We start from the raw sequence: 22,069 nt of genomic DNA on the forward strand, positions 1-22,069 counted from the left end.
GTCGCGCTCCTTGTCAGGCCTGCTCGGCGAGTCCGGCGTGCTCGGCCACGAGCTCGCGGGCGGCGTCGAGGTCGGCGGGGGTCTTCAGGGCCAGGGTCTTCACACCGGGCAGCGCGCGCTTGGCCAGGCCGGTCAGGGTGCCGCCGGGGCACACCTCGATCAGCGCGGTGACGCCGAGCTCCTTGAAGGTCTCCATGCACCGGTCCCAGCGGACCGGATTGGCGACCTGGCCGACCAGGCGCTCCAGCACCTCCGCGCCGGTGGCCACGGTCCGCCCGTCCTTGTTGGAGACGTACGTCACCTTGGGGTCGGCCGGCGTGAGCGCCTTGGCCGCCTCGGCGAGCTTGTCCACCGCGGGCGCCATGTGGTGCGTGTGGAACGCGCCGGCCACCTTCAGCGGGACGACCTTGCGTACGCCCTCGGGCTTGTCCTCGTTCAGCGCGGCCAGCTGTTCCACGGTGCCGGCCGCCACGATCTGACCGGCGCCGTTCACGTTCGCCGGGGTGAGGCCGAGCTTCTCCAGGTGCGCCACGCTCACCTCGGGGTCGCCGCCGAGCAGCGCCGACATGCCCGTCTCGGTCACCGCGGCGGCCTCGGCCATGGCCAGGCCCCGACGGCGTACGAGGGTCAGCGCGGCGGTGTCGTCGAGGACCCCCGCGAACGCGGCGGCGGTGATCTCGCCGACGCTGTGGCCCGCGACCGCGCCCGGCACGATCTCCGCGCCGGCCGCGTCGGCGGCGAACGCGTACGTGCCGAGTGCCGCGGCCGAGAGGAGTCCGGCGGCGACGAGCAGCGGCTGGGCGACGGACGTGTCACGGATCTCGTCCGCGTCGGCCTTCGTGCCGAAGTGGGCGAGATCGAGTCCAATGGCGTCGGACCACCCGGCGACGCGGTCCGCGGCACCGGGAAGGGCGAGCCAGTCTGTCAGGAAGCCGGGCGTCTGGGCGCCCTGGCCGGGAGCGACGAGTACGAGCACTCTCACACTCTCTCTTGAGGACGGTCGCGACCGCCCGTGAGGACAGGGACGAAGAACACGAGGGGGTTTTGTGGACCCTCGACAAAAGCTCAGAGTTGCGGATCTCCATCGGCCAGACGCCCCAGGATGAGCGCGATCCGCAGTGTGAACGCAGACCGTACATCAGAGGGTGACCATCCGGTGACGTCAGTCACACGTCGGAGCCGGTAGCGCACGGTGTTCGGATGAACGAAGAGCATCCGGGCGGCGCCTTCGAGGCTGCTCGCCTGTTCGAGATACACGCTGAGAGTTTCCAGCAGCGCGGCCCCGGCTTCCTCCAGCGGTCTGTAGATCTCCTCCACCAACTGCTCGCGGGCGGAGGGATCGGAGGCGATCGCGCGCTCCGGCAGCAGATCGTCCGCCAGTACCGGGCGCGGGGCGTCCGGCCAGGCGGTACAGGCCTTCAGCCCGGCGCCGGCGGCCTGCGCGGACCGCGTCGCGGCCTGCAGGTCGGGCACCACCGGGCCGGCCACCACCGCGCCCTGCGCGAACGGCCCGATCAGCGACTTGGCGACCGCCAGCGGGTTGTCGCTGCCACCGGCGATCACCACCAGCCGGTCGCCGAGCACCCCGGTCAGCACCTGGAGCTTGGCGTGCCGGGCGGCACGCCTGATGGCCTCCACGGTCAGTTCGGAGTCCCCGTCGGGGGCGGTGCCCAGCACGACACACACGTGCTCGGGCGAGTTCCACCCGAGGGCGGCGGCCCGGGACACGGCGCCCTCGTCGGCCTCCCCGCTGAGCACGGCGTTCACGACGAGCGACTCCAGCCGTGCGTCCCAGGCACCGCGTGCCTCGGCGGCCTGCGCGTACACCTGGGCGGTCGCGAAGGCGATCTCCCTGGCGTAGACGAGCAGTGCCTCGCGGAGCACGGACTCGTCCCCGGGAGCCGCGACCTCGTCGATCGCGGACTCCATCACCTCGATGGTCGTCCGCACCATCTCGACGGTCTGCCGCAGGGTGATCGCCCGGGTCAGTTCGCGCGGCGCGGTGCCGAAGACGTCGGTGGAGATGGCCTGCGGGGCTTCCGGGCGCCGGAACCACTCGGTGAAGGCCGCGATGCCCGCCTGGGCCACCAGACCGATCCAGGAACGGTTCTCCGGTGGCATGGCCCGGTACCACGGCAGTGTCTCGTCCATGCGCGCGATGGCCTGCGCGGCGAGCGATCCGGAGGACTGCTCCAGCCGCTTCAGGGTCGCGGTATGCGGGTGGACGGCGTGCGCCGTGGGCTCGGGCTTGCTGGTTTCGGGTTCGGGCACGGGGACAAGACTGCCTTATCGGGACGGGCGGGCGTGTCGCCGGGGCTGCGCTTGCCGGCCCGCGCGCTCCGGGGCACCGGGTGCCGGGGCTACGGTGGGCGGCGTGATGGACGTACGGCGCGCCGACGAGCGCTACCCGGGAGGCGACGCGGCGGCGGGCATCGAGTCGCGGCACGCCTTCTCCTTCGGACCCCACTACGACCCCGGCAACCTCCGCTTCGGGGCGCTGATCGCCTGCAACGAGGAGCGCCTCGCCCCCGGCGCCGGCTTCGACGAGCACCCGCACAGCCACACCGAGATCGTCACGTGGGTGGTGGAGGGCGAGCTCACCCACCGCGACACCGCGGGCCACGAGACGGTCGTCCGCGCCGGGGACGTACAGCGCCTCAGCGCGGCGGCCGGCGTCCGCCACGTCGAGCGCAACGACGGCTCCGCCCCCCTGACCTTCGTCCAGATGTGGCTGGCTCCCCGCGACCCCGGTGGCGAGCCCGCCTACGAGATCGTCCGCGGCATCGCCGACTCCACCCCGTACGCGGTCCCCGAGGCGGGCGCGATGCTCCACGTGCGCCGCCTGGCGGCGGGGGAGCGGACGGCGGTGCCGGACGGGGCGTATGTGTACGTCCATGTGGTGCGGGGCGACGTGACGCTGGGCGGGGAGGCGCTGGGCGCCGGGGACGCGGTGCGCGTCACGGACGCCGAGGGGGCGGAGGCGGTGGCGGCGACGCGGGCGGAGTTGCTGGTCTGGGAAATGGCCGGGAGCTGACCCGACCCGGACGGGACCGTTACCAGGAACGGTCTCGACGCCCGCTGGGAGCGGGGGCAGCCGAACCCGCCTCTTCGGGCACTCCTGGTGCCCCGTGGCTTGCTGACTCGGTGTCATGGCCGCGTTTAACGTCCGTGAGTGAGCCTCTGGACTTCCCTAGAGCCCGCCTCCGCGACCGTGGACCCGGGTGGCAGTACGACGGTGCGGCTGCGGCTGCGCAACACCGGTGACGTGGTGGACGAGTACCGCTTCGAGGCGGTGGGCTCTCTCGCACCCTGGACCACCGTGGAGCCGCAGTCGCTGCGGCTGTATCCGGGGACGACGGGAACGGTGGAGCTGACGTTCGCGCCGCCGCGCACTCCGGACGCCACGGCGGGGCCGAACCCGTACGCGGTGCGGATCACGCCGACGGAGCATCCGGAGGCGACGACGGTTCCGGAGGGGAACCTCACCATCACCCCGTTCACGGAAGTGCGGGCGGAGTTGGTGCCGACGACGGTGAAGGGCCGTTTCCGTGGCCGCCCGAAGCTGGCCGTGGACAACGTGGGCAACACGAAGGTGACGGCGTCGGTCAGTGGCAGCGACAACGGTGACCAGTTGTCGTACGAGATCCGTCCGAGCAATGTGCAGATCGAGCCGGGCCGTGCGGCGTTCGTGGAGACGACGGTCAAGCCGCGGCAGATCATCTGGTTCGGGTCGGCCGAGCAGCGGCCCTACACGCTGGCGGTGCAGAGGTCGGGGGTGACGCCGCTGGACGTGGAGGGCACGTACGTGCAGCGGGGATTCCTGCCGCGCTGGCTGGCGGTCTGCCTCAGTGTCTCCATGGCGTTGGCGATCACGTGCGTGATGCTGTGGATCGGCTACAGGCCCCAGGTCCGCAGCGCCGCCACCGAACAGCTTCAGGAAGCAGGCGTCAGCAACCTGCCGCCCCTTCCCTCACCGACCGCCGAGGCGCCGAAGGCCCCGTCCGCCGGCATCCCGGCACCCCCTGCCGCGGCCGGGACCCAGCAGCCCGACGGAGCCGGCGCCGGAGCGGGTGCCGCGGCCGGCGACGGAGAGGGATCCGGCGCCGGGGCGGGGGGTGGTGGCTCCGAGGAGCAGGAGGCCGAGGCACCGGAGAGGACCGCGGCGACCGCCGTCCAGCAACTGGCCGCCAAGGACCCGACCGGACGGCACATCTGCTACCGGGTCTTCACCGCGGGCCAGGGCTGGTCCGACGTCGCGTGTGACGGCGACACGGCGGGCTCCGTGGGCGGAGGGTCGCCGATCACGGCCGTCAACACCGCTTCGTCCGGAACCAAGGGCACGTCCAGCGGCGCCTACATCCACAACCCCGCGTCGACCGATGGCGCGGGGCAGTACCGCGATCCCTGGCAGAATGCCGCCGACGGCATCGACGTCCACGTCGGCAGTACCGAGAAGGACGCCCCGCACATGCTGGGGTTCGCCCTCAGCGTCGACGGGGGCGCCGGCACCGTCTGCCACACCTCCTACGTCCACAACGACACCTGGCTCGGCCTGGCGTGCGACGAGCCCGGGGCCGGGTTGGAGTTCACCTACGTCGGTACCCACGACAACAACTTGTGGATCGAAGCGATCAAACTCACGGTGTGATCCGTGCCGCCCGACCACTCAAGCGGAGCCGGTGCCGGTGCCGGAGCCGGATGCCGGAGCCGGGAGCATGGCCGCGCCGTCGTCGCTCCTCCCGCCGATGAGCACCAGTGGACGCCGGGTACCGGCCGGTGTGCGGGACACGGCGCCGGGGTGACACAGGTGGCGGGCCCCTGCCGAAGCCGGTACATCCCGGTTTCAGCGCACCGGGAACACGGCCGTCTCCACCCGGGCGGGCCCGTCCGGCGTGTCGATCGCCGCGCCCGTCCATGGCGAGCGCGGCGGCGCCGGACGGATTGGAGCCCTGGTGCCTCCTGGCCGTCGGTGTCGAGATCGGCCCGATGGACGGGAAGCCCGGCCCGCGCCAGTTCCCGGCAGACCTCGCCGACCGGCTTGTCGCGCGCGGCGACGACTTCGGTCGGCGCCTTCGGTGGCAGATCGAACGTATCGATGAGACGTCAGGTCAGTGGGTCCCTGAACGGACCTGCGGTCCTCTCGAGGGCTTCAAGGGTGATGGCCGGAGCGAAGAACGAATCGTTCTCCATGCCTCCAGGCAGGTGCGCGCGCATGTCCTCCCGGCACAGGAAGGTCCCGTCGGGAATGAGGATCCCCGCACCGAGCTGGTCCGTCAGCTCGACGACGATCTTCCATACGTCACCGGACTGCGGGCTTTCCACACTGATGAAGTGTCCAAAGACGCCCACCTCGGCCTCGCTGCCGTCAGCGGCACGGATCCAGTACTCCGTTGCGCCGTCGCTCACCTTCTCAGGCCCGGCACGCACGGGCGAGAGAACCGCCCGGACCACGTCCATGTCGGGTCGGGTCAACTCACCGTCTGAGAACCTGTAGAGGCCCAGGCTGTAGCTCACCTGAAAAGCGTGAACCTTTCGACCTCATTGTCCTCGCACCGCTCATTTGAGCGCCCCGAGGACGTTTGTGGCCTATTGTTCACGCTTTTCACCAGGGTGAGCCTCCGTCGGCGCGAGCACTTCCGCGTGGGTGGCCCGGCTACCGCAGGCCGTCGACGAACGCGCTCCACGCCCCCGCGCTCACGGTCACGACGGGACCGGCCGGGTCCTTGCTGTCGCGCACGGGGACGGAACCGGCGGGGCGGCCGACGGCGACCTCGACGCAGTCGCCTCCGGTGCTTCCGCTGTAACTGGACTTACGCCACTGGGTGTTCCTCGTGCTGGGAGCGGTGTCCATAGCGTTCCTCCATCACGCGGATGATCAGTTCCGCCGAATCCTCCACGGAGAGGGCGGCGGCCTGCAAGCGAGCGTAGCGGAGGGCGGCTTCCTTGATGGTCTCCGGACTGGCCGTCATGTGGCCGGAGATGAGGTCTTCCGTGTAGATGATGTCCGGGTCGTCGTCGAACCGCAGCAGGTTGAACGCCCCGTCCAGGCTGGCATGGGCCCCGGCCGCGTTCGGCAGCACCTGCACATGCATCCAGCGGTGACGCGTGAACTCCAACAGCCGGGCCAGTTGCCTACGCATGACGCCGGGGCCGCCGATCGGCCGGTGCAGGACGGCCTCGTCCAGCACCACCCAGGCCAGCGGGGGCTGTTCCCGCTCCAGGACGCGCTGACGTTCCACCCGCGCCGCCACCAAGCCTTCCAGGTCGTCCGGCATCCCGGTGGCGAGTACCGCCCGCGCGTACTCCTCGGTCTGCAACAGCCCGTAGACCACCTGTGCCTGGTACGTCGAGATGTACGCCGCCTTCGCCTCCATCTCCGCGTACGGCTGGAACCACGTGGGGAGTTGGCTGCGCAGGACCAGGCCGATCAGGCGGGAGAACAGGCCGTCCGTGCCGAGCGCGGCGTCCACGCGCTCGGAGAAGTCCCGCGTCGGGACCTTCTTCGTGGTCTCGATCTGGCCGATCAGTGAGCCCGTGCAGAAGATGATCTCGCCGAGCTGACCCTGCCGGAGGCCGTGCGCCTCGCGCTGGCGGCGCAGTTCCCAGCCGTAGTAGTCGAGTGGGGAGGCGGTCGGATCGAGCGACTGGATGTTGGCCACGGCGGCACCTCACTCCGGCTACGGACGGCAACGCCTCGCGGCGTTCGTTTCTCTGTGTAGTCGAGCGTAAGCAGTCCGTCGCAGCCTTGTGGTGTGAATCACGTAACTGGTCCGCAGGTGACGGACACCGAGAGCGAGTACCACGCCGAGTTCGCCATGGGAGCGCACTCGGCCCGGCACCTGCGCCGCGTCCTGCGGCTCCACCTCGTCCGCTCGGGCCTGCGCGACGTGGCCGACGCCGCCGAACTGGCGCTCACGGAGCTGGTCGCCAACGTCGTACGGCATGTGCCCGGTCGGCGCTGCCGCGTGTGTTTCCTGCTCCAGCCCGGCGGCGTGCGGGTGGAGGTCGCCGACGACTGCCCGGAGTTGCCGGTTCCGGCCGCCGCCGGCGCGTTGGACGAGGGCGGACGCGGGCTGGTGATCGTCGCGGCGGTGGCCGACCGGTGGGGGGTCACCCCGCACCCCGGCGGGCCGGGGAAGACGGTGTGGTTCGAGTGCCTCAGCCGCGTAGTTCCGCCAGCACCGCGTCCGTGAAGGCCGGCCAGACCTCGGCCGCCCAGGGTCCGAAGTCCCGGTCGGTGAGCGCGACGCAGGCGAGCCGGGCATCCGGGTCGATCCACAGGAACGTACCGGACTGGCCGAAGTGCCCGAAGGTGCGCGGTGAGGACGAGGTGCCCGTCCAGTGCGGGGACTTGGAGTCGCGGATCTCGAAGCCGAGGCCCCAGTCGTTGGGGTTCTGGTGCCCGTAGCCCGGCAGTACGCCCTTCGTGCCCGGGTACTGCACCGTCATCGCCTCGGCGACCGTACGCGGGTCCAGCAGGCGCGGCGCCTGCACCTCGGCGGCGAAACGCAGCAGGTCCTCGACCGTCGAGACACCGTCCTTCGCGGGAGAGCCGTCGAGGGTGGTGTTCGTCATGCCCAGCGGCTCCAGCACCGCCTGCCGCGCGTACTCGGGGAACGGGATGTCCGCCGCCTTCGCGATGTGGTCGCCGAGCTGCTCGAAACCGGCGTTGGAGTACAGCCGGCGCTCCCCGGGCGGGGCGGTCACCCGGTGCTCGTCGAAGGCCAGACCCGAGGTGTGCGCCAGCAGGTGGCGGACCGTCGCCCCGGGCGGCCCGGCGGGCTCGTCCAGCTCGACCGCGCCCTCCTCGTACGCGACGAGCGCCGCGTACGCCGCGAGCGGCTTGGTGACCGAGGCGAGGGGGAACGGCTGCCCGGCGGGGCCGTGGGTTCCCAGGATCGTGCCGTCGGCGCGCACGACACCCGCCGCGGCGGTGGAAACCGGCCAGTTCTCGATCAACGCGAGGCTCTTCAAGGACATGCCGCCGAGCCTAAGCGCTCAGAGCATCAGCTCCAGCAAGGGGTCCGGCCTGGGCGTGAAACCCAGCGAGGCGTAGAGAGGCCCGGCCTGTGCGGACGCGGTGAGATGGACCCGCCGGGCGCCGTGCTCGCGGAACCACTCCAACAGCGCCTCCACGCAGGCCCGCGCGTATCCGCGACGGCGCGCGTCCGGGTCGGTGGCGACGCTGAACACGTAGCCGTCGACACCGAGCGGGTTGCGGGCACCGCCGATGCGGTAGTCGAGCGTGCCGGCCACCAGCGCCGCGAGGGCCCCCGGCCGCTCCGGATGGTCCACCACGAAGGCCGCGAAGGTGCCGTCCGGCTCGGCCAGCCTGCCGCGCAGGACGGGCAGGGACTCGGCGTGCCACTCGGTGGAGGGGCTGGACCGCGCCATCGAGTCGATCATCACCTGACGGAGGCGCAGTACTTCCTCGGCGTCCTCGGGCAGCGCGCGGCGTACGAGAGTCATGCCGGGCATGCTAATCAGCCGGGACGCCTGCCATCCCGCCGTTCTCCCGCCGCGCGTGCTTGCTTCGAGTGCACTCCAAGGTCATAGCGTGTGCGGCATGACGGTGATGCAGACCACGGCCGAGACCATCGTGCCGAACGCCACCAGAACAGAGACCGGGACAGAGACCAGGACGGACATCTGCTCCGCCCCGCCCCGGCGCCACCCGCGCCCCGACGGGCAGGACCGCTACACCATCAGCGAGGTCGTCGCCTTCACCGGACTGACGGCCCACACGCTGCGCTGGTACGAGCGGATCGGCCTGATGTCCCACATCGACCGCTCGCACACCGGGCAGCGCCGCTACAGCAACCGCGACCTGGACTGGCTCGACTTCGTCGGCAAGCTCCGCCTGACCGGCATGCCGGTCGCCGACATGGTCCGGTACGCGGAGCTGGTGCGCGAGGGCGAGAACACCTACCTCGACCGGCGGGAACTCCTGGAATCCACGCGCCGCGACGTGCTGACGCGGATCGCCGAACTCCAGGACACCCTCGCCGTACTCGACCGGAAGATCAGCTTCTACGGAGATGCCGGACGCGCCGGTGAAACGGAGGGGACCCGATGACCGACCACAGGATCCCGACGGTACGGCTCGGCGACGGCGGCCCCGAGGTGGGCGTCCAGGGCCTGGGCTGCATGGGCATGAGCTTCGCCTACGGCCCGGTCGACGCCGACGCGTCACGGGCGACCCTGGAACGGGCCCTGGAACTCGGCGTCACGCTGTACGACACGGCCGACGCGTACGGCGCCGGTGAGAACGAGCGGTTCCTGTCGCCGTTCTTCAAGGCCCACCGCGACGAGGTCGTCATCGCGACCAAGTTCGCCCTGGCGATCCCGCCGGACGAACCGACGAAGCGGATCATCCGCAACGACCCGCCCTACATCCGCCAGGCCGTCGAGGCGAGCCTGCGCCGCCTGGACGTCGACGTCATCGACCTCTACTACATGCACCGGCGCGACGTGAACGTGCCGATCGAGGAGACCGTCGCCGTCATGGCCGACCTCGTCCGCGAGGGCAAGGTCAAGCACCTCGGACTGAGCGAGGTGACGGGCGGCGAACTGCGGGCCGCGCAGGCGGTGCATCCGATCGTCGCCGTGCAGTCGGAGTGGTCGCTGTTCAGCCGGGACATCGAAGCGGGCGTGGTGCCGGCCGCCCGCGAACTGGGCGTGGCCCTCGTCCCGTACTCTCCGCTCGGCCGGGGCTTCCTCACCGGCGCCTTCACCAACGCCGACCAGGACCTCACGGCCGATGACTTCCGCCGCCAGCAGCCCCGCTTCACCGGCGACAACGCGGTGGCCAACGCGGCCCTCCTCGACCCGGTCCGCACCGTCGCCGACGCCCACGACGCCACCCTCGGCCAGATCGCCCTGGCCTGGACCCAGCAGCGGGCGCGGGTGCACGACCTCCCGGTCGTCCCGATCCCGGGCACCAGGAAGCCGGGCCGGGTGGAGGAGAACACGGCGGCGACGCGGATCGTCCTGACGCAGGACGAGCTGTCCCTCCTGGACCCCATCGCGGGCAAGGTGGCGGGCACCCGCTACGCGGACATGTCGTTCACGTCGGCGGGCCGGGAATAGCGGCGACCACGGCCCGACCCCGGGTGCCGTTCCCGCGCCCCGCGAGGGAACGGCACCCGGCGGAAGCTAGAGCTCCGCCAGCAACTCCGCCTTCTTCGAGGAGAACTCCTCGTCCGTCACCAGCCCCGCCTGGTGCAGCTCCCCGAGATGCCGGATCCGCTCGGCGATGTCCGCGGGATCACGCCGAGGCGCCGGCACCGGCACCGGCACCGCGGAACCCCGTTCCCGCACCGCGGCCAGCACCGCCGCGGCGAACGGCAGCGACTCGTGCACGGGCCCGTACCCGAGCCCGAACACGACCGCCGCCGGGTCCTGGTCGGCCTGCGGAGCGGCCGGCGCCCCCTCCCGCGGCAGCAGCCGCAGATACCCCTCGAACACCTCGGGGGAGCGCCACTCCACGCCGCCCAGTCCGGCAACCGGGAAGCTTTGGTCGCCGGCCTTCCACTTCGCCGACGACGCGCCCGTCCAGAACCACCGGAAGGACACCGACGTCCCGTCGAAGGACGCCTTTGCGTCGTACGCCTTGAAGTGCAGCGGCGCCTCGGGCGCCGCCACCAGGTACCGCTCGGTCTCGCCGGACTCGGTCAGCAGCGCCCGCAGCTCGTCGGCGTAGTACTCCGCGAGCGTCCCCCGCTCGGCGGGCAGCACCAGCCGGTACGGGTCACAGCCCTCCTTCAGCTGCCCGGCCGCCGCCTCCATCAGCGGATCGGCACCCGGGCGCGGCTCGGCGCGCAGCACCACGGTGCCCCGCCTGCCGGGCGTGAGCGTCACCCCGGCGATCGCCTCCAGGGGGACACGGCGTTCCCCCAGGGCCTGGAACAGCTTCGGTGTTCGAATCCCCCGTTCGTAGCGGATGAGCACGGAGTCGGACTCGAACTCCCAGGCGGCATGAAATCCGGCCAGTACGTCACCCATACGGCTCATCGTATGCGGCACGAGCTCTTCCGTCCCTCCCCGTGCAAACCGGAGTTTCTGCGTCTTCTACGCGCGTCCGGCCGTCGTCGCCAGGGACAAATCCGCCCGGCATGTGTCGTCTTCTGCGGCGCAGGCGACCGTGCGGTATGCGCCAACACCGATCTCCGCGAAGTTCCGCAGGCTCTCCGTGCCCGGTACGAAGTAGCCGCTGTGCCCGTCGGCGCCCCGCGCGGACAGTACCCGCGCCCCGAACGCCGCGGACACCGGATCGGCGCCGTGCCCGAGGCCGCCGACCTCCAGGTACGGCACGTCCTGGATCCAGTCGTCGGCGTCCCGCATCGCCCACACACGGGCGGAGGTGCGGAGGTGGGCGGCGTTCTCGACGCGCATGCCGGGGCTGCCCGCCACCGCTATGTCGCTCACCCGGCGGGGCAGCGTGTCGGCGGCGAGGCCGCACACCACCGAGCCGTAGCTGTGGCAGAACAGGGAGACGGGGGCCCGGCCGGGCAGCGCCCGCAGCAGCGCGTTCAGCCGGACGGCCCCCTGTTCGGCGCGGGCCGCGGTGGCCGCCTCCATGCCGAGGCCGCTGGGGGAGGTGTAGTCGGCCCAGGCGATCACGGCCGTACGGGTGTCGGGGCTCACCCTGCGTTCGGCCGCGAGCAGGGACTCGGCCATGCCGACGGGTGCCGAGTACTTGCGGCGGGTGCGCTGGAAGGTGAGCAGTTCGGTGTCGACGCCGGGCACGACGACGGACACGCGCTCGGCGCGGTCGAGGTTCCCGAACACCTCGGCGATCCTGCCCGAGCCCGCCGGGTCGAAGGCGAGGATGTGGCGTTCGGGGCTGAGCAGCGACTCGTAGTGGTGCGCGCGCCGGCCGGCCTCGCGCTGCCCGGACAGGGACAGCCGTTTGTCGTGCATCCGCAGTCGCTCCACGGCGCGCGCCTTGCGGAGCGCCGCGCGGTTGGCGAGGTAGCGCAGTTCGACGGGGGCGCCGTTCATGTTGCCGACGGCGAGGGGGTAGCGGCGGGCCAGGCTCGCGCGCTGCCACTGGGTGAGCGAGGCGAAGAAGCGGGCCAGCCGGGCGGGCGCCGCCTGCGCGTCCGGCAGCCGGCGCCCGTCGATCCGGCCGTGCTCCCAGGCCGCGACCGACGCTTCGAGGGCCGTGGGTCCCCGCTGGTTGCGCAGGGCGGTCCAGCCGGTGGTCGCCAGCATCACGAACACGACAGCCAGGGCGAGCAGTGCGCGCCAGACGTTCAGTTGCGGGGAGGTGTCGAAGGAAGTCACTGGGAGGACACACTAGGAGAACGGGACGGCCTCGCGTGAATCCAGTGACACGGATCACGTTTCGATCATGCGTTACGGGATTGCGCCCGCCCGTCAGGCCTCAGAGGGTTCCGTCCGTCCGGACCCGGGGCGGCTCCGCCAGTCGCCGGTGAGCGCGGGTTCCACCTGGTCGAGGTAGGAGGCGGTCAGGTCGCGCAGCGCCGCGAGGCCGGCGTCGTCCCGCGCCGACCAGATCCGTTCGGTCACCCGCATCACCGCCCCGAAGACGGCCACGACCACGCGGGGCCGGGGGTCCACGTCCACGTCGAGGTTCTCGCGGACGGCGATGACGCGGGCGATCTCCTCCTCCAGCTCCGTCGCACGCCGCAGATGGGCGGCGAGCAGGGCGGGCGTCGACTCGATCACCCGGTAGAAGCGCATGTGCAGGTCGAGCGGGACCAGCTGCTCGATGGTCTCGCCGATGCTGCCCCAGCTGTCCACGAGGGCCTGGCGCATCGCGTCCAGCGGTGCCTCGCCGGGCGGGCGGCGGCGTACGGCGTCGACGAAGTGCGACTCCGCGAGCCGCGACACGAAGAAGGCCGCCTCCTCCTTGCTGGCGAAGTAGCGGAAGAAGGTGCGCTGCGAGACATCGGCCGCCTCGGCGATGTCGTCGACCGTCGTCCCCTCGTAACCCCGCTCGGTGAACAACTCCAGCGCGGAGCGCAGCAGCGCGTCCCGGGTGCGTTGCTTCTTGCGTTCGCGCAGGCCCGGAGAGGGTGCTGTGTCCGCCATCTTCAAAAGGTCGCTCCTCGCGTCGGCCCCGGCGTGTTGCCGCGCTGCCTTTTCGTAGTGTTTCCGCAGTTCAGGCTATAGGGAGATGTCGTGTCAGTTACTGACCAATGAATTGGTTTGTCAACTGTCAGCGACTGTCACTAGCCTCGAATGTATGACTAGTCAGACCACCATCGACAAGACGGGGTCGGGGGGCGGGGGAGCGTCGTCCGGCCCGTCGGGCCCCGCACCGGCCAGCGGACTGCGCGGCCACCCGTGGCTCACCCTCGTCACCGTCGCTGTAGGGGTCATGATGGTGGCCCTCGACGGCACCATCGTGGCCATCGCCAACCCGGCCATCCAGAACGACCTGAAGGCCAGCTTCGCCGACGTCCAGTGGATCACCAACGCCTACTTCCTCGCCCTCGCGGTCTCCCTGATCACCGCGGGCAAGCTCGGTGACCGATTCGGACACCGGCAGACCTTCCTCATAGGCGTGGTCGGCTTCGCCGCCGCGTCCGGTGCCATCGGGCTGTCCGACACCATCCCGCTGGTCGTCGCCTTCCGAGTGCTCCAGGGCCTGTTCGGCGCCCTGCTGATGCCGGCCGCGCTCGGTCTGCTGCGGGCCACCTTCCCGGCCGAGAAGCTCAACATGGCCATCGGCATCTGGGGCATGGTCATCGGTGCCTCCACCGCGGGCGGCCCGATCCTCGGCGGTGTGCTGGTCGAGCACGTCAACTGGCAGTCCGTGTTCTTCATCAACGTGCCGGTGGGCATTCTCGCCGTCGTCCTCGGCGTCATGATCCTTCTGGACCACCGTGCGGAGAACGCGCCGCGCTCCTTCGACGTCCTCGGTATCGCGCTGCTCTCCGCCGCGATGTTCTGCCTGGTCTGGGCGCTCATCAAGGCGCCCGAGTGGGGCTGGGGCGACGGCATGACGTGGCTGTTCCTCGTCGCCTCCGTCGCGGGCTTCGGGCTCTTCGCCTTCTGGGAGACGAAGGTCAAGGAGCCGCTGATCCCGCTGGCGCTGTTCCGTTCGGTGCCGCTGTCGGCGGGTGTGGTGCTGATGGTCATGATGGCGATCGCCTTCATGGGCGGCCTGTTCTTCGTGACGTTCTACCTCCAGAACGTGCACGGTATGGGCCCGATCGACGCCGGCCTGCACCTGCTGCCGCTCACCGGCATGATGATCGTCGGCTCCCCGCTGGCCGGCGCGATGATCACCAAGTTCGGTCCGCGTATCCCGCTCGCGGGCGGCATGGCGTTCACCGCGCTCGCCATGTACGGCATGTCGACCCTGGAGACGGACACCGGCAGCGGCCTCATGTCGCTCTGGTTCGCCCTGCTCGGTCTCGGACTCGCGCCCGTCATGGTCGGCGCCACCGAGGTCATCGTCGGCAACGCGCCGATGGAGCTGTCCGGTGTCGCCGGTGGTCTCCAGCAGGCGGCGATGCAGATCGGCGGCAGCCTGGGTACGGCCGTGCTCGGCGCCGTGATGGCCTCCAAGGTCGACAGCGACCTGGAGGGCAACTGGGCGGACGCCGGCCTTCCGAAGCTGGCGCCCGAGCAGCTGGGCCAGGCCTCCGAGGCGGTCCAGGTCGGTGTGCCGCCGGTGGCCGAGGGCATGCCGGAACAGATGGCCGCGAAGGTCACGGAGGTCGCCCACGACACCTTCATGTCCGGCATGAGCCTGGCGTCGCTCGTCGCCGCCGGCGTCGCCGCCGTGGCCGTGCTGGTCGCGTTCCTCACCAAGCGCGGTGAGAACGCGGAGGCCGGCGCGGGAGTGGGCCACATCTGACGGAGAGCGCACGACGGAGTGCCGGGCCCGCCGGGCCCGGCACTCCGCCCTTTTCCGGCCCTGTTCGCCTATCCGGGTGACAGGGTCGGCGAACCCTCCCCTCCGGCGAACCTCGCAGGTCACAGTGGGTCAGGTCCTCCGGAGGGCACGGAGGGCGAGAGGCTGCGGCGCGCTGCTGGAGGGGGGCAGCGCGCAGGCAGCGCGTTCGCGGCAGGCATGAGGCGCCGCAGAGGGGTACCCGAACTCCACGAAGAGTTCAGGGAGTTGACGATGGCGAGCTTCGGACAGGGAGCGCGCGGGCACCCCCGCTCACGTGGCCGGACGTGGTCACGGACCGGGCCGGACCGCGCGACGCTCGCAGTCGTCGGAGTCATCTGCGCGATCGCCGGGTTCTTCGTGCTGGGGATCGTCCTCGGCCCCGTCGCGGTCGTCTGCGGCCGGCTCGCCATGGGCCGAAGCCGGGCGGGATCCCGCCCGGCACCGGCCGTGGTCGCCCTGGCCCTGGGTGTCGTCGACACGGTCCTGGCGGTCGTCCGGCTCCTCGGAGCGACGACCCCGGGCCACGGCATGCTCTGACACCCCCGCGAGCCCCTAGACCGGCGAGCCGCCGGTGTTCCGGATCATCTGCTGGAGCACTTTCAGCGTCGTGACGTAATCGGCGTCGTCGATGCCCTGGTGGATGTGGTCCCGGATGGCCGGCGTGTGCTGCTGGAGGCCCGTACGAGCCTCCTCGCCCGCCGCGGTGATCCATAGCCGCCCCTCGGCGTCGCGGGTCAGCCGGCCGCGCTCCAGCAGGACCTCCGCCTCCTTCCCCAGGTCGTCCTCGGGCCTGAGGTACGAACTCATGGCCTGCTGGAGTTCGGAGAGGGTCATGCCGCGGCCGTCGGGGGAGATGTCGTTCTTCGACAGGTTGCGCAGCAGCCAGAACTGAGGCTGGGTGAAGCCCAGTTCGGCCTGCCGGTCCCGGATGAACGAAATGATGGCCTCATAGGCCATTCCGGTCCAGTACCCGGCGGGCTGCGCGGCGAGTTCGGCGTCGGTCGTGGGTGGTGTCGTCATGCGTGGTGCTCCCTCAGGAGTGACTGACGTAATGACTGACGTAATGACTGATGGAATGGCTGATGGAATGACTGAAGGAATGACTGACGGAATGACTGACGGAATGGCTGATGATGCGAGCACGCTAAGACCTCGAGCGAAGTCGAGGTCAAGGCCGGGTCCGGTTCCGGCTCGGCGCCGTGAACGCCCGGTTCGCTCCGTCACCCGGCGACCGGATGTTCCTCGCCGCGACCACCCCACCCGCGGCCCGCACCGCAAGGACCCCGAGGAACAGACGTGAGGGGCGGCGGAGCCGCAGCCCCACCGCCCCTCACACCACCCGTCTGCGCGCTACGCGCTACGCGTCACCACCCGCGACCCCCGGATCCGCCGCCGCGACATCCAGCAGCCGGTACCGGTCGATCGCCTGCTTCAGCACCGAACGGTCGACCTTCCCCTCCCGCGCCAGCTCCGTCAGCACCCCCACCACGATCGACTGCGCGTCGATGTGGAAGAAGCGCCGCGCCGCCCCGCGCGTGTCCGCGAAGCCGAACCCGTCCGCGCCCAGCGACTGGTACGTCCCCGGCACCCACCGCGCGATCTGGTCCGGAACCGACCTCATCCAGTCGGACACCGCCACGAACGGTCCCTGCGCACCGGCCAGCTTCCGTGTCACGTACGGCACCTGCTGCTCCTCCTCGGGATGCAGCAGGTTGTGCTCCTCGCACGCCACCGCCTCCCGCCGCAGCTCGTTCCAGGAGGTCGCCGACCAGACGTCGGCGCGCACGTTCCACTCGTCGGCGAGGACCCGCTGGGCCTCGACCGCCCACGGCACCGCGACCCCGGACGCCATGATCTGCGCCGGAATGGAACCGGAGGTTCCCTCGCTGAAGCGGTACACGCCCTTGAGGATGCCCTCGACGTCCACGTTCTCGGGCTCGGCCGGATGCTGGATCGGCTCGTTGTAGACGGTGAGGTAGTAGAAGACGTCCTCGCCGTGCGGGTGCTGTTCGTCCCCGCCGTACATCCGGCGCAGACCGTCCTCGACGATGTGCGCGATCTCGAAGCCGAAGGCCGGGTCGTAGGCGACACAGGCCGGGTTGGTGGACGCCAGCAGCTGCGAGTGGCCGTCCGCGTGCTGGAGACCCTCACCGGTCAGAGTCGTACGGCCCGCGGTCGCACCCAGTACGAAACCTCGCGACAGCTGGTCGCCCATCTGCCAGAACTGGTCACCGGTGCGCTGGAAGCCGAACATCGAGTAGAAGACGTAGACCGGGATGAGTGGCTCGCCGTGCGTGGCGTACGCCGATCCGGCCGCGATCAGCGAGGCCGTGCAGCCGGCCTCGGAGATGCCGTCGTGCAGCATCTGCCCGGTCGGCGCCTCCTTGTAGGCGAGCAGCAGATCCCGGTCCACGGACTCGTACTGCTGCCCGAGCGGGTTGTAGATCTTCGCGCTCGGGAAGAACGAGTCCATGCCGAAGGTGCGGTACTCGTCCGGCGCGATCAGTACGAACCGCTTGCCGATCTCCTTGTCCCGCATGAGGTCTTTCAGCAGCCGCACAAAGGCCATCGTCGTCGCGATGGACTGCTGACCCGACCCCTTCTTCACGGTCGCGTACGTCTTGCCGTCCGGCAGTGCCAGGGGCTTCGAGCGCACGACGCGGGTCGGGACGTAGCCGCCGAGACCCAGGCGGCGGTCGTGCATGTACTGCATCTCCTCGGTGTCCCGGCCCGGGTGGTAGTACGGCGGCGGGCCGGACTCCAGCTCCTTGTCGGAGATCGGCAGGTGCAGCCGGTCGCGGAAGCGCTTGAGGTCGTCGACCGTCAGCTTCTTCATCTGGTGCGTGGCGTTGCGGCCCTCGAAGTTCGGGCCGAGCGTCCAGCCCTTGATCGTCTTGGCGAGGATGACCGTCGGCTGGCCCCTGTGCTCCAGGGCCGCCTTGTACGCCGCGTAGATCTTCCGGTGGTCGTGACCGCCGCGCCCCAGGTGCAGGATCTGATCGTCGGTCATGCTCTCGACCATCGCGCGCAGCCGGTGGTCGTCGCCGAAGAAGTGCTCGCGGATGTAGGCGCCGGACTCCGTGGCGTACGTCTGGAACTGGCCGTCCGGGGTGGTGTTCATACGGTTGACCAGCACGCCGTCGCGGTCCTGCGCGAGCAGCGGGTCCCAGGTGCGGTCCCACACCAGCTTGATGACGTTCCAGCCGGCGCCCCGGAAGACCGACTCCAGCTCCTGGATGATCTTGCCGTTGCCGCGCACCGGGCCGTCGAGCCGCTGCAGGTTGCAGTTGACGACGAAGGTCAGGTTGTCCAGGCCCTCACGGGCGGCGATGGACAGCTGGCCCAGCGACTCCGGCTCGTCCATCTCGCCGTCACCGAGGTAGGCCCACACGTGCGAGCGGGACGTGTCCGCGATGCCGCGCGCGTGCATGTAGCGGTTCATCCGCGCCTGGTAGATCGCGCCGATCGGACCGAGGCCCATCGACACCGTCGGGAACTCCCAGAAGTCCGGCATCGACCGCGGGTGCGGATACGACGACAGGGCGTGCGGCGCCTTCGACTTCTCCTGCCGGAACCCGTCGAGGTGCTCCTCGCTGAGCCGGTCCAGCAGGTACGCGCGCGCGTAGATGCCCGGCGAGGCGTGCCCCTGGAAGAAGACCTGGTCGCCGCCGTCGCCCTCGTCCTTGCCGCGGAAGAAGTGGTTGAAGCCCACGTCGTACAGGGAGGCCGAGGAGGCGAAGGTCGCGATGTGACCGCCGACGCCGATACCGGGGCGCTGCGCGCGTGAGACCATCACAGCGGCGTTCCACCGGGTGGCGTTGAGGATCTTGCGTTCGATCTCCTCGTTGCCGGGGAAGAACGGCTCGCTCTTGGTCGGGATGGTGTTCACGTAGTCCGTGCTGCGCATCTCGGGCACGGCCACGCGCTTCTCGCGGGCCCGCTCGATCAGCCGCAGCATCAGATAGCGGGCCCGTTCCCGGCCCCGCTCGTCGACGGCGGCGTCGAGGGAGTCGAGCCACTCCTGGGTCTCCTCGGGGTCGAAGTCAGGAACCTGACTCGGAAGGCCACCAATGATGATCGGATTGCGATCACTGCGATCACTGCGATCGGATGCGGAAGCCACGCTGTTCCTTCGCTGTCGGAGGGCCAGTTTGCCGGGTGTCGCGCCGATTCCCCGCCGATTCCCCATCGTGTACCTCGCGGGGCCAAACGTCATCTGTACCGTGGGGTAACCGATTCCCCCATGGGAGTCGGGGGCACGTTCATTCGAGTCTCGTACCCACACATGGTTCCCAAATACGCAAACGGGGCAGATAGGTGTGGTGTACGTCACCTTTGGTCGGGATGGCATGGCTGGAGTTGCGGCGACACGGCCGGGATCGTCACCGTTTCGGCGGTCCCAGTCGCCGGGTACTTGCGCGATCCGCCCCGCCCGTGTGGACTACGGCCAATGCTTCGCGCACGCGCGTGGCTGAGATATTCACCAAGACATGATCAGGAGGCAACCCGTGAGCGCGACCGCGGACCACGCGGAGGAGCGGACGAACCCTGCCGTCAGGCTGGGGTTCCAGCCCGGGCAGGTGGTCCAGGAGATCGGCTACGACGACGACGTCGACCAGGAGCTCCGCGAGGCCATTGAGGGCGCCGTCGAGGGCGAGCTGGTGGACGAGGACTACGAGGACGTGGCCGATGCCGTCGTGCTGTGGTTCCGTGACGACGACGGCGACCTGACGGATGCGCTGGTGGATGCCACCACGTACATCGAAGAGGGCGGGGCGATCCTGCTCCTCACGCCGAAGACCGGCCGTTCGGGGTACGTCGAGGCCAGCGACATTTCGGAAGCCGCGACGACGGCCGGACTGACGGCCGCCAAGAGCGTCAGCGTCGGAAAGGACTGGAGCGGCAGCCGGCTGGCGACGCCCAAGGCCGCCAAGTCCAAGCGGTAGCCGGCCAGGCTCCGCACCACACCCGGACCTCGTACGGGCCGACCGCCGTCGGCCCGTCCGCGGACCCGCGATGATCCCTGCGTAGGGTGGTTCCCAGCGAACCACCCTACGAAGGGACGAACAGGACATGACGCTCCAGGTCGGCGACAAGGCCCCCGACTTCGAACTCAAGGACAACCACGGCGCGACCGTCCGGCTGTCCGACTTCCATGGCCGGAAGAACGTCGTGCTGCTCTTCTACCCGTTCGCCTTCACCGGTGTGTGCACCGGCGAGCTGTGCGAGGTGCGCGACAACCTGCCGCAGTTCTCCGACCGGGACACCCAGGTGCTCGCCGTCTCCAACGACTCCATCCACACCCTCCGCGTCTTCGCCGAGCAGGAGGGCCTGGAGTACCCGCTGCTGTCCGACTTCTGGCCGCACGGCAACGTCTCGCGCGCGTACGGCGTCTTCGACGAGGACAAGGGCTGCGCCGTCCGGGGCACCTTCATCATCGACCAGGAGGGGATCGTGCGCTGGACCGTCCGCAACGGCCTGCCGGACGCCCGTGACCTGGCCGAGTACGTGAAGGCGCTCGACGCCCTGTGACCCGCACCTGAGCGACGCGTGATCGACACCCTGTGATTTGTCGGCTTCAGGGCCTGCGGCGAACGGGAACCCGTCACTAGGATCGACTCGTTGATCCGGTATCCGCAAAGACATCCGACGGTCGACATCCGACGCTCGACATTCAACGCACTTCGGGGCTTCCCGCCCCTGGACACCAATGGAGGACTCGTGGGAGTCAGCCTCAGCAAGGGCGGCAACGTATCGCTGACCAAGGAGGCCCCCGGCCTGACCGCGGTCATCGTCGGTCTGGGGTGGGACATCCGCACCACGACCGGTACCGACTTCGACCTCGACGCCAGCGCGATGCTGCTGAACAGCGGCGGCAAGGTCGCCAGCGACGCGCACTTCATCTTCTTCAACAACCTGAAGAGCCCGGACGGATCGGTCGAGCACACCGGCGACAACCTCACCGGTGAGGGCGAGGGCGACGACGAGCAGATCAAGGTCGACCTCGCCGGAGTCCCCGCCGACATCGAGAAGATCGTCTTCCCGGTCTCGATCTACGACGCCGAGAACCGCCAGCAGTCCTTCGGCCAGGTGCGCAACGCGTTCATCCGCGTCGTCAACCAGGCCGGCGGCGCCGAGATCGCCCGTTACGACCTGAGCGAGGACGCCTCCACGGAGACCGCCATGGTCTTCGGCGAGCTCTACCGCCACGGTGCGGAGTGGAAGTTCCGCGCCATCGGCCAGGGCTACGCGTCCGGCCTGCGCGGCATCGCCCAGGACTTCGGCGTGAACGTCTGACGCACCCACGTGAACGTCTGACGTACCCATACGTCCGAGGTGGCGGCCTCGACCGTCACGTCCGAGGCGACGGCCTCGACCGTCACGCCCGAGGAACGGCCTCGACCGTCCGGCGCCGCACGGTTTACGTGCGGCGCCGGACGTGCAGGAAACCCGAGAACCATCACCCGGGGAGGGATCACCATGGGCGTCACGCTGGCCAAGGGCGGCAACGTCTCCCTGTCCAAGGCCGCACCGAACCTCACACAGGTACTGGTCGGGCTCGGCTGGGACGCGCGTTCCACCACCGGAGCACCCTTCGACCTCGACGCCAGCGCACTGGCGTGCAGCAGTGGCCGGGTGCTCGGCGACGAGTGGTTCGTCTTCTACAACCAGCTCAAGAGCCCGGACGGCTCCATCGAGCACACCGGCGACAACCTCACCGGCGAGGGCGACGGTGACGACGAGTCGGTGCTGATCGACCTCTCCGCGGTGCCGGCACACTGCGACAAGATCGTCTTCCCGGTCTCCATCCACATGGCCGACGAACGCGGCCAGACCTTCGGCCAGGTCAGCAACGCCTTCATCCGGGTCGTCAACCAGGCCGACGGCCAGGAACTCGCCCGTTACGACCTCAGCGAGGACGCCTCCACGGAGACCGCGATGATCTTCGGCGAGCTCTACCGCTATCAGGGAGAGTGGAAGTTCCGTGCCGTGGGACAGGGGTACGCGTCGGGGCTCCGGGGCATCGCTCTAGACTTCGGAGTCAACGTTTCGTAAAGCCGCGTACGGCGCGGGGGAGCCCCGTACACATACGATTGGGTAGCCAGTGGTTCTGAAAACCTTCGGGTGGTCGTTCGCGGTCACCGCGCTCGGCCTGGTGGCCGCGATCTTCTACGGGGGGTGGACCGCCTTCGG

General features: G+C 70.1%; 23 protein-coding genes. 11 read left to right on the forward strand and 12 right to left on the reverse strand.

Translation table 11 applies throughout. The annotated features are described in order from the left end of the window. Nucleotides 1–13: 13 nt before the first annotated feature. Both ACP4J0_RS13020 and fasR read right to left on the reverse strand, forming a co-directional pair. Nucleotides 14–976, reverse strand: a complete 963-nt coding sequence (locus ACP4J0_RS13020) for an ACP S-malonyltransferase (RefSeq protein WP_426598804.1) — start codon at nucleotides 974–976, stop codon at nucleotides 14–16. Nucleotides 977–1,065: 89 nt separating this feature from the next. Continuing rightward, a complete protein-coding gene (gene fasR, locus ACP4J0_RS13025; protein ID WP_426598805.1) occupies nucleotides 1,066–2,271 on the reverse strand; it encodes a fatty acid biosynthesis transcriptional regulator FasR in 1,206 nt (401 codons plus the stop codon). 106 nt (nucleotides 2,272–2,377) lie between these two features. On the opposite strand from fasR, the gene ACP4J0_RS13030 reads away from it, so the two are divergent. Then, nucleotides 2,378–3,034 carry a pirin family protein gene (locus ACP4J0_RS13030; protein WP_426598832.1) on the forward strand — a complete coding sequence of 219 codons (657 nt, stop codon included), beginning with the start codon at nucleotides 2,378–2,380 and terminating at the stop codon, nucleotides 3,032–3,034. 138 nt (nucleotides 3,035–3,172) lie between these two features. Further along, a complete protein-coding gene (locus tag ACP4J0_RS13035) occupies nucleotides 3,173–4,648 on the forward strand; it encodes a hydrolase (RefSeq protein WP_426598806.1) in 1,476 nt (491 codons plus the stop codon). Nucleotides 4,649–5,103: 455 nt separating this feature from the next. Here the strand turns inward: ACP4J0_RS13035 and ACP4J0_RS13040 are convergent, their stop codons facing one another. The 3 genes from ACP4J0_RS13040 to ACP4J0_RS13050 form a co-directional block, all read right to left on the reverse strand. Further along, the gene (locus tag ACP4J0_RS13040) at nucleotides 5,104–5,514 is read right to left on the reverse strand and encodes a hypothetical protein (RefSeq protein WP_426598807.1); all 411 of its coding nucleotides are present in this window, start codon (nucleotides 5,512–5,514) and stop codon (nucleotides 5,104–5,106) included. A gap of 139 nt (nucleotides 5,515–5,653) precedes the next feature. After that, nucleotides 5,654–5,851, reverse strand: a complete 198-nt coding sequence (locus ACP4J0_RS13045; protein WP_426598808.1) for a DUF397 domain-containing protein — start codon at nucleotides 5,849–5,851, stop codon at nucleotides 5,654–5,656. Further along, complete coding sequence (locus tag ACP4J0_RS13050) at nucleotides 5,811–6,659, reverse strand: helix-turn-helix domain-containing protein (protein WP_426598809.1); 849 nt, start codon at nucleotides 6,657–6,659, stop codon at nucleotides 5,811–5,813. The genes ACP4J0_RS13045 and ACP4J0_RS13050 overlap by 41 nt, the downstream gene beginning before the upstream one ends. A 93-nt stretch (nucleotides 6,660–6,752) precedes the next feature. Here ACP4J0_RS13050 and ACP4J0_RS13055 point away from each other — a divergent pair, with 93 nt between their 5' ends. Next, complete coding sequence (locus tag ACP4J0_RS13055; protein WP_426598810.1) at nucleotides 6,753–7,193, forward strand: ATP-binding protein; 441 nt, start codon at nucleotides 6,753–6,755, stop codon at nucleotides 7,191–7,193. Here ACP4J0_RS13055 and ACP4J0_RS13060 read toward each other — a convergent pair. Then, nucleotides 7,159–7,980, reverse strand: coding sequence for a serine hydrolase domain-containing protein (locus ACP4J0_RS13060; protein ID WP_426598811.1), 822 nt, complete (start codon nucleotides 7,978–7,980; stop codon nucleotides 7,159–7,161). The genes ACP4J0_RS13055 and ACP4J0_RS13060 overlap by 35 nt on opposite strands. A gap of 18 nt (nucleotides 7,981–7,998) precedes the next feature. Continuing rightward, nucleotides 7,999–8,469, reverse strand: coding sequence for a GNAT family N-acetyltransferase (locus tag ACP4J0_RS13065; protein WP_426598812.1), 471 nt, complete (start codon nucleotides 8,467–8,469; stop codon nucleotides 7,999–8,001). Between the two features lie 97 nt (nucleotides 8,470–8,566). On the opposite strand from ACP4J0_RS13065, the gene ACP4J0_RS13070 reads away from it, so the two are divergent. Both ACP4J0_RS13070 and ACP4J0_RS13075 read left to right on the forward strand, forming a co-directional pair. Next, nucleotides 8,567–9,076 carry a MerR family transcriptional regulator gene (locus ACP4J0_RS13070; protein ID WP_426598813.1) on the forward strand — a complete coding sequence of 170 codons (510 nt, stop codon included), beginning with the start codon at nucleotides 8,567–8,569 and terminating at the stop codon, nucleotides 9,074–9,076. Beyond that, a complete protein-coding gene (locus tag ACP4J0_RS13075) occupies nucleotides 9,073–10,089 on the forward strand; it encodes an aldo/keto reductase (protein WP_426598814.1) in 1,017 nt (338 codons plus the stop codon). The genes ACP4J0_RS13070 and ACP4J0_RS13075 overlap by 4 nt, the downstream gene beginning before the upstream one ends. Before the next feature lie 66 nt (nucleotides 10,090–10,155). Here ACP4J0_RS13075 and ACP4J0_RS13080 read toward each other — a convergent pair whose 3' ends face one another. The 3 genes from ACP4J0_RS13080 to ACP4J0_RS13090 all read right to left on the reverse strand — a co-directional run bounded on the left by ACP4J0_RS13080 (nucleotide 10,156) and on the right by ACP4J0_RS13090 (nucleotide 13,059). After that, nucleotides 10,156–11,004, reverse strand: coding sequence for a DUF4429 domain-containing protein (locus ACP4J0_RS13080; RefSeq protein WP_426598815.1), 849 nt, complete (start codon nucleotides 11,002–11,004; stop codon nucleotides 10,156–10,158). 66 nt (nucleotides 11,005–11,070) lie between these two features. Continuing rightward, complete coding sequence (locus ACP4J0_RS13085; protein ID WP_426598816.1) at nucleotides 11,071–12,288, reverse strand: alpha/beta hydrolase family protein; 1,218 nt, start codon at nucleotides 12,286–12,288, stop codon at nucleotides 11,071–11,073. 93 nt (nucleotides 12,289–12,381) lie between these two features. Further along, nucleotides 12,382–13,059: a TetR family transcriptional regulator gene (locus ACP4J0_RS13090; RefSeq protein WP_426598817.1), complete on the reverse strand. Its 678-nt coding sequence runs from the start codon at nucleotides 13,057–13,059 to the stop codon at nucleotides 12,382–12,384. A gap of 154 nt (nucleotides 13,060–13,213) precedes the next feature. Between ACP4J0_RS13090 and ACP4J0_RS13095 the strand changes: the two genes are divergently transcribed. After that, nucleotides 13,214–14,836 carry an MFS transporter gene (locus ACP4J0_RS13095; RefSeq protein WP_426598818.1) on the forward strand — a complete coding sequence of 541 codons (1,623 nt, stop codon included), beginning with the start codon at nucleotides 13,214–13,216 and terminating at the stop codon, nucleotides 14,834–14,836. A 270-nt stretch (nucleotides 14,837–15,106) separates the two neighbouring features. Beyond that, nucleotides 15,107–15,412 carry a small hydrophobic protein gene (locus ACP4J0_RS13100; RefSeq protein WP_426598819.1) on the forward strand — a complete coding sequence of 102 codons (306 nt, stop codon included), beginning with the start codon at nucleotides 15,107–15,109 and terminating at the stop codon, nucleotides 15,410–15,412. A gap of 15 nt (nucleotides 15,413–15,427) precedes the next feature. On the opposite strand, the gene ACP4J0_RS13105 is transcribed toward ACP4J0_RS13100, so the two are convergent. Continuing rightward, complete coding sequence (locus tag ACP4J0_RS13105) at nucleotides 15,428–15,895, reverse strand: MarR family transcriptional regulator (protein WP_426598820.1); 468 nt, start codon at nucleotides 15,893–15,895, stop codon at nucleotides 15,428–15,430. Nucleotides 15,896–16,232: 337 nt separating this feature from the next. Then, nucleotides 16,233–19,064: a pyruvate dehydrogenase (acetyl-transferring), homodimeric type gene (aceE, locus tag ACP4J0_RS13110; RefSeq protein WP_426598821.1), complete on the reverse strand. Its 2,832-nt coding sequence runs from the start codon at nucleotides 19,062–19,064 to the stop codon at nucleotides 16,233–16,235. A gap of 319 nt (nucleotides 19,065–19,383) precedes the next feature. On the opposite strand from aceE, the gene ACP4J0_RS13115 reads away from it, so the two are divergent. The 4 genes from ACP4J0_RS13115 to ACP4J0_RS13130 all read left to right on the forward strand — a co-directional run bounded on the left by ACP4J0_RS13115 (nucleotide 19,384) and on the right by ACP4J0_RS13130 (nucleotide 21,931). Further along, complete coding sequence (locus ACP4J0_RS13115) at nucleotides 19,384–19,821, forward strand: DUF3052 domain-containing protein (protein WP_279563571.1); 438 nt, start codon at nucleotides 19,384–19,386, stop codon at nucleotides 19,819–19,821. Between the two features lie 127 nt (nucleotides 19,822–19,948). Next, nucleotides 19,949–20,407, forward strand: a complete 459-nt coding sequence (locus ACP4J0_RS13120; protein WP_426598822.1) for a peroxiredoxin — start codon at nucleotides 19,949–19,951, stop codon at nucleotides 20,405–20,407. Between the two features lie 189 nt (nucleotides 20,408–20,596). Continuing rightward, the gene (locus tag ACP4J0_RS13125) at nucleotides 20,597–21,172 is read left to right on the forward strand and encodes a calcium homeostasis/redox stress adaptation protein (RefSeq protein ID WP_426598823.1); all 576 of its coding nucleotides are present in this window, start codon (nucleotides 20,597–20,599) and stop codon (nucleotides 21,170–21,172) included. Nucleotides 21,173–21,355: 183 nt separating this feature from the next. Further along, entirely contained in the window at nucleotides 21,356–21,931 is a 576-nt protein-coding gene (locus ACP4J0_RS13130; RefSeq protein ID WP_426519499.1) for a TerD family protein, read from the forward strand. Nucleotides 21,932–22,069 lie beyond the last annotated feature (138 nt).

It is taken from the genome of Streptomyces sp. WG7 (genome assembly GCF_049975785.1).
Lineage (GTDB): Bacteria > Actinomycetota > Actinomycetes > Streptomycetales > Streptomycetaceae > Streptomyces.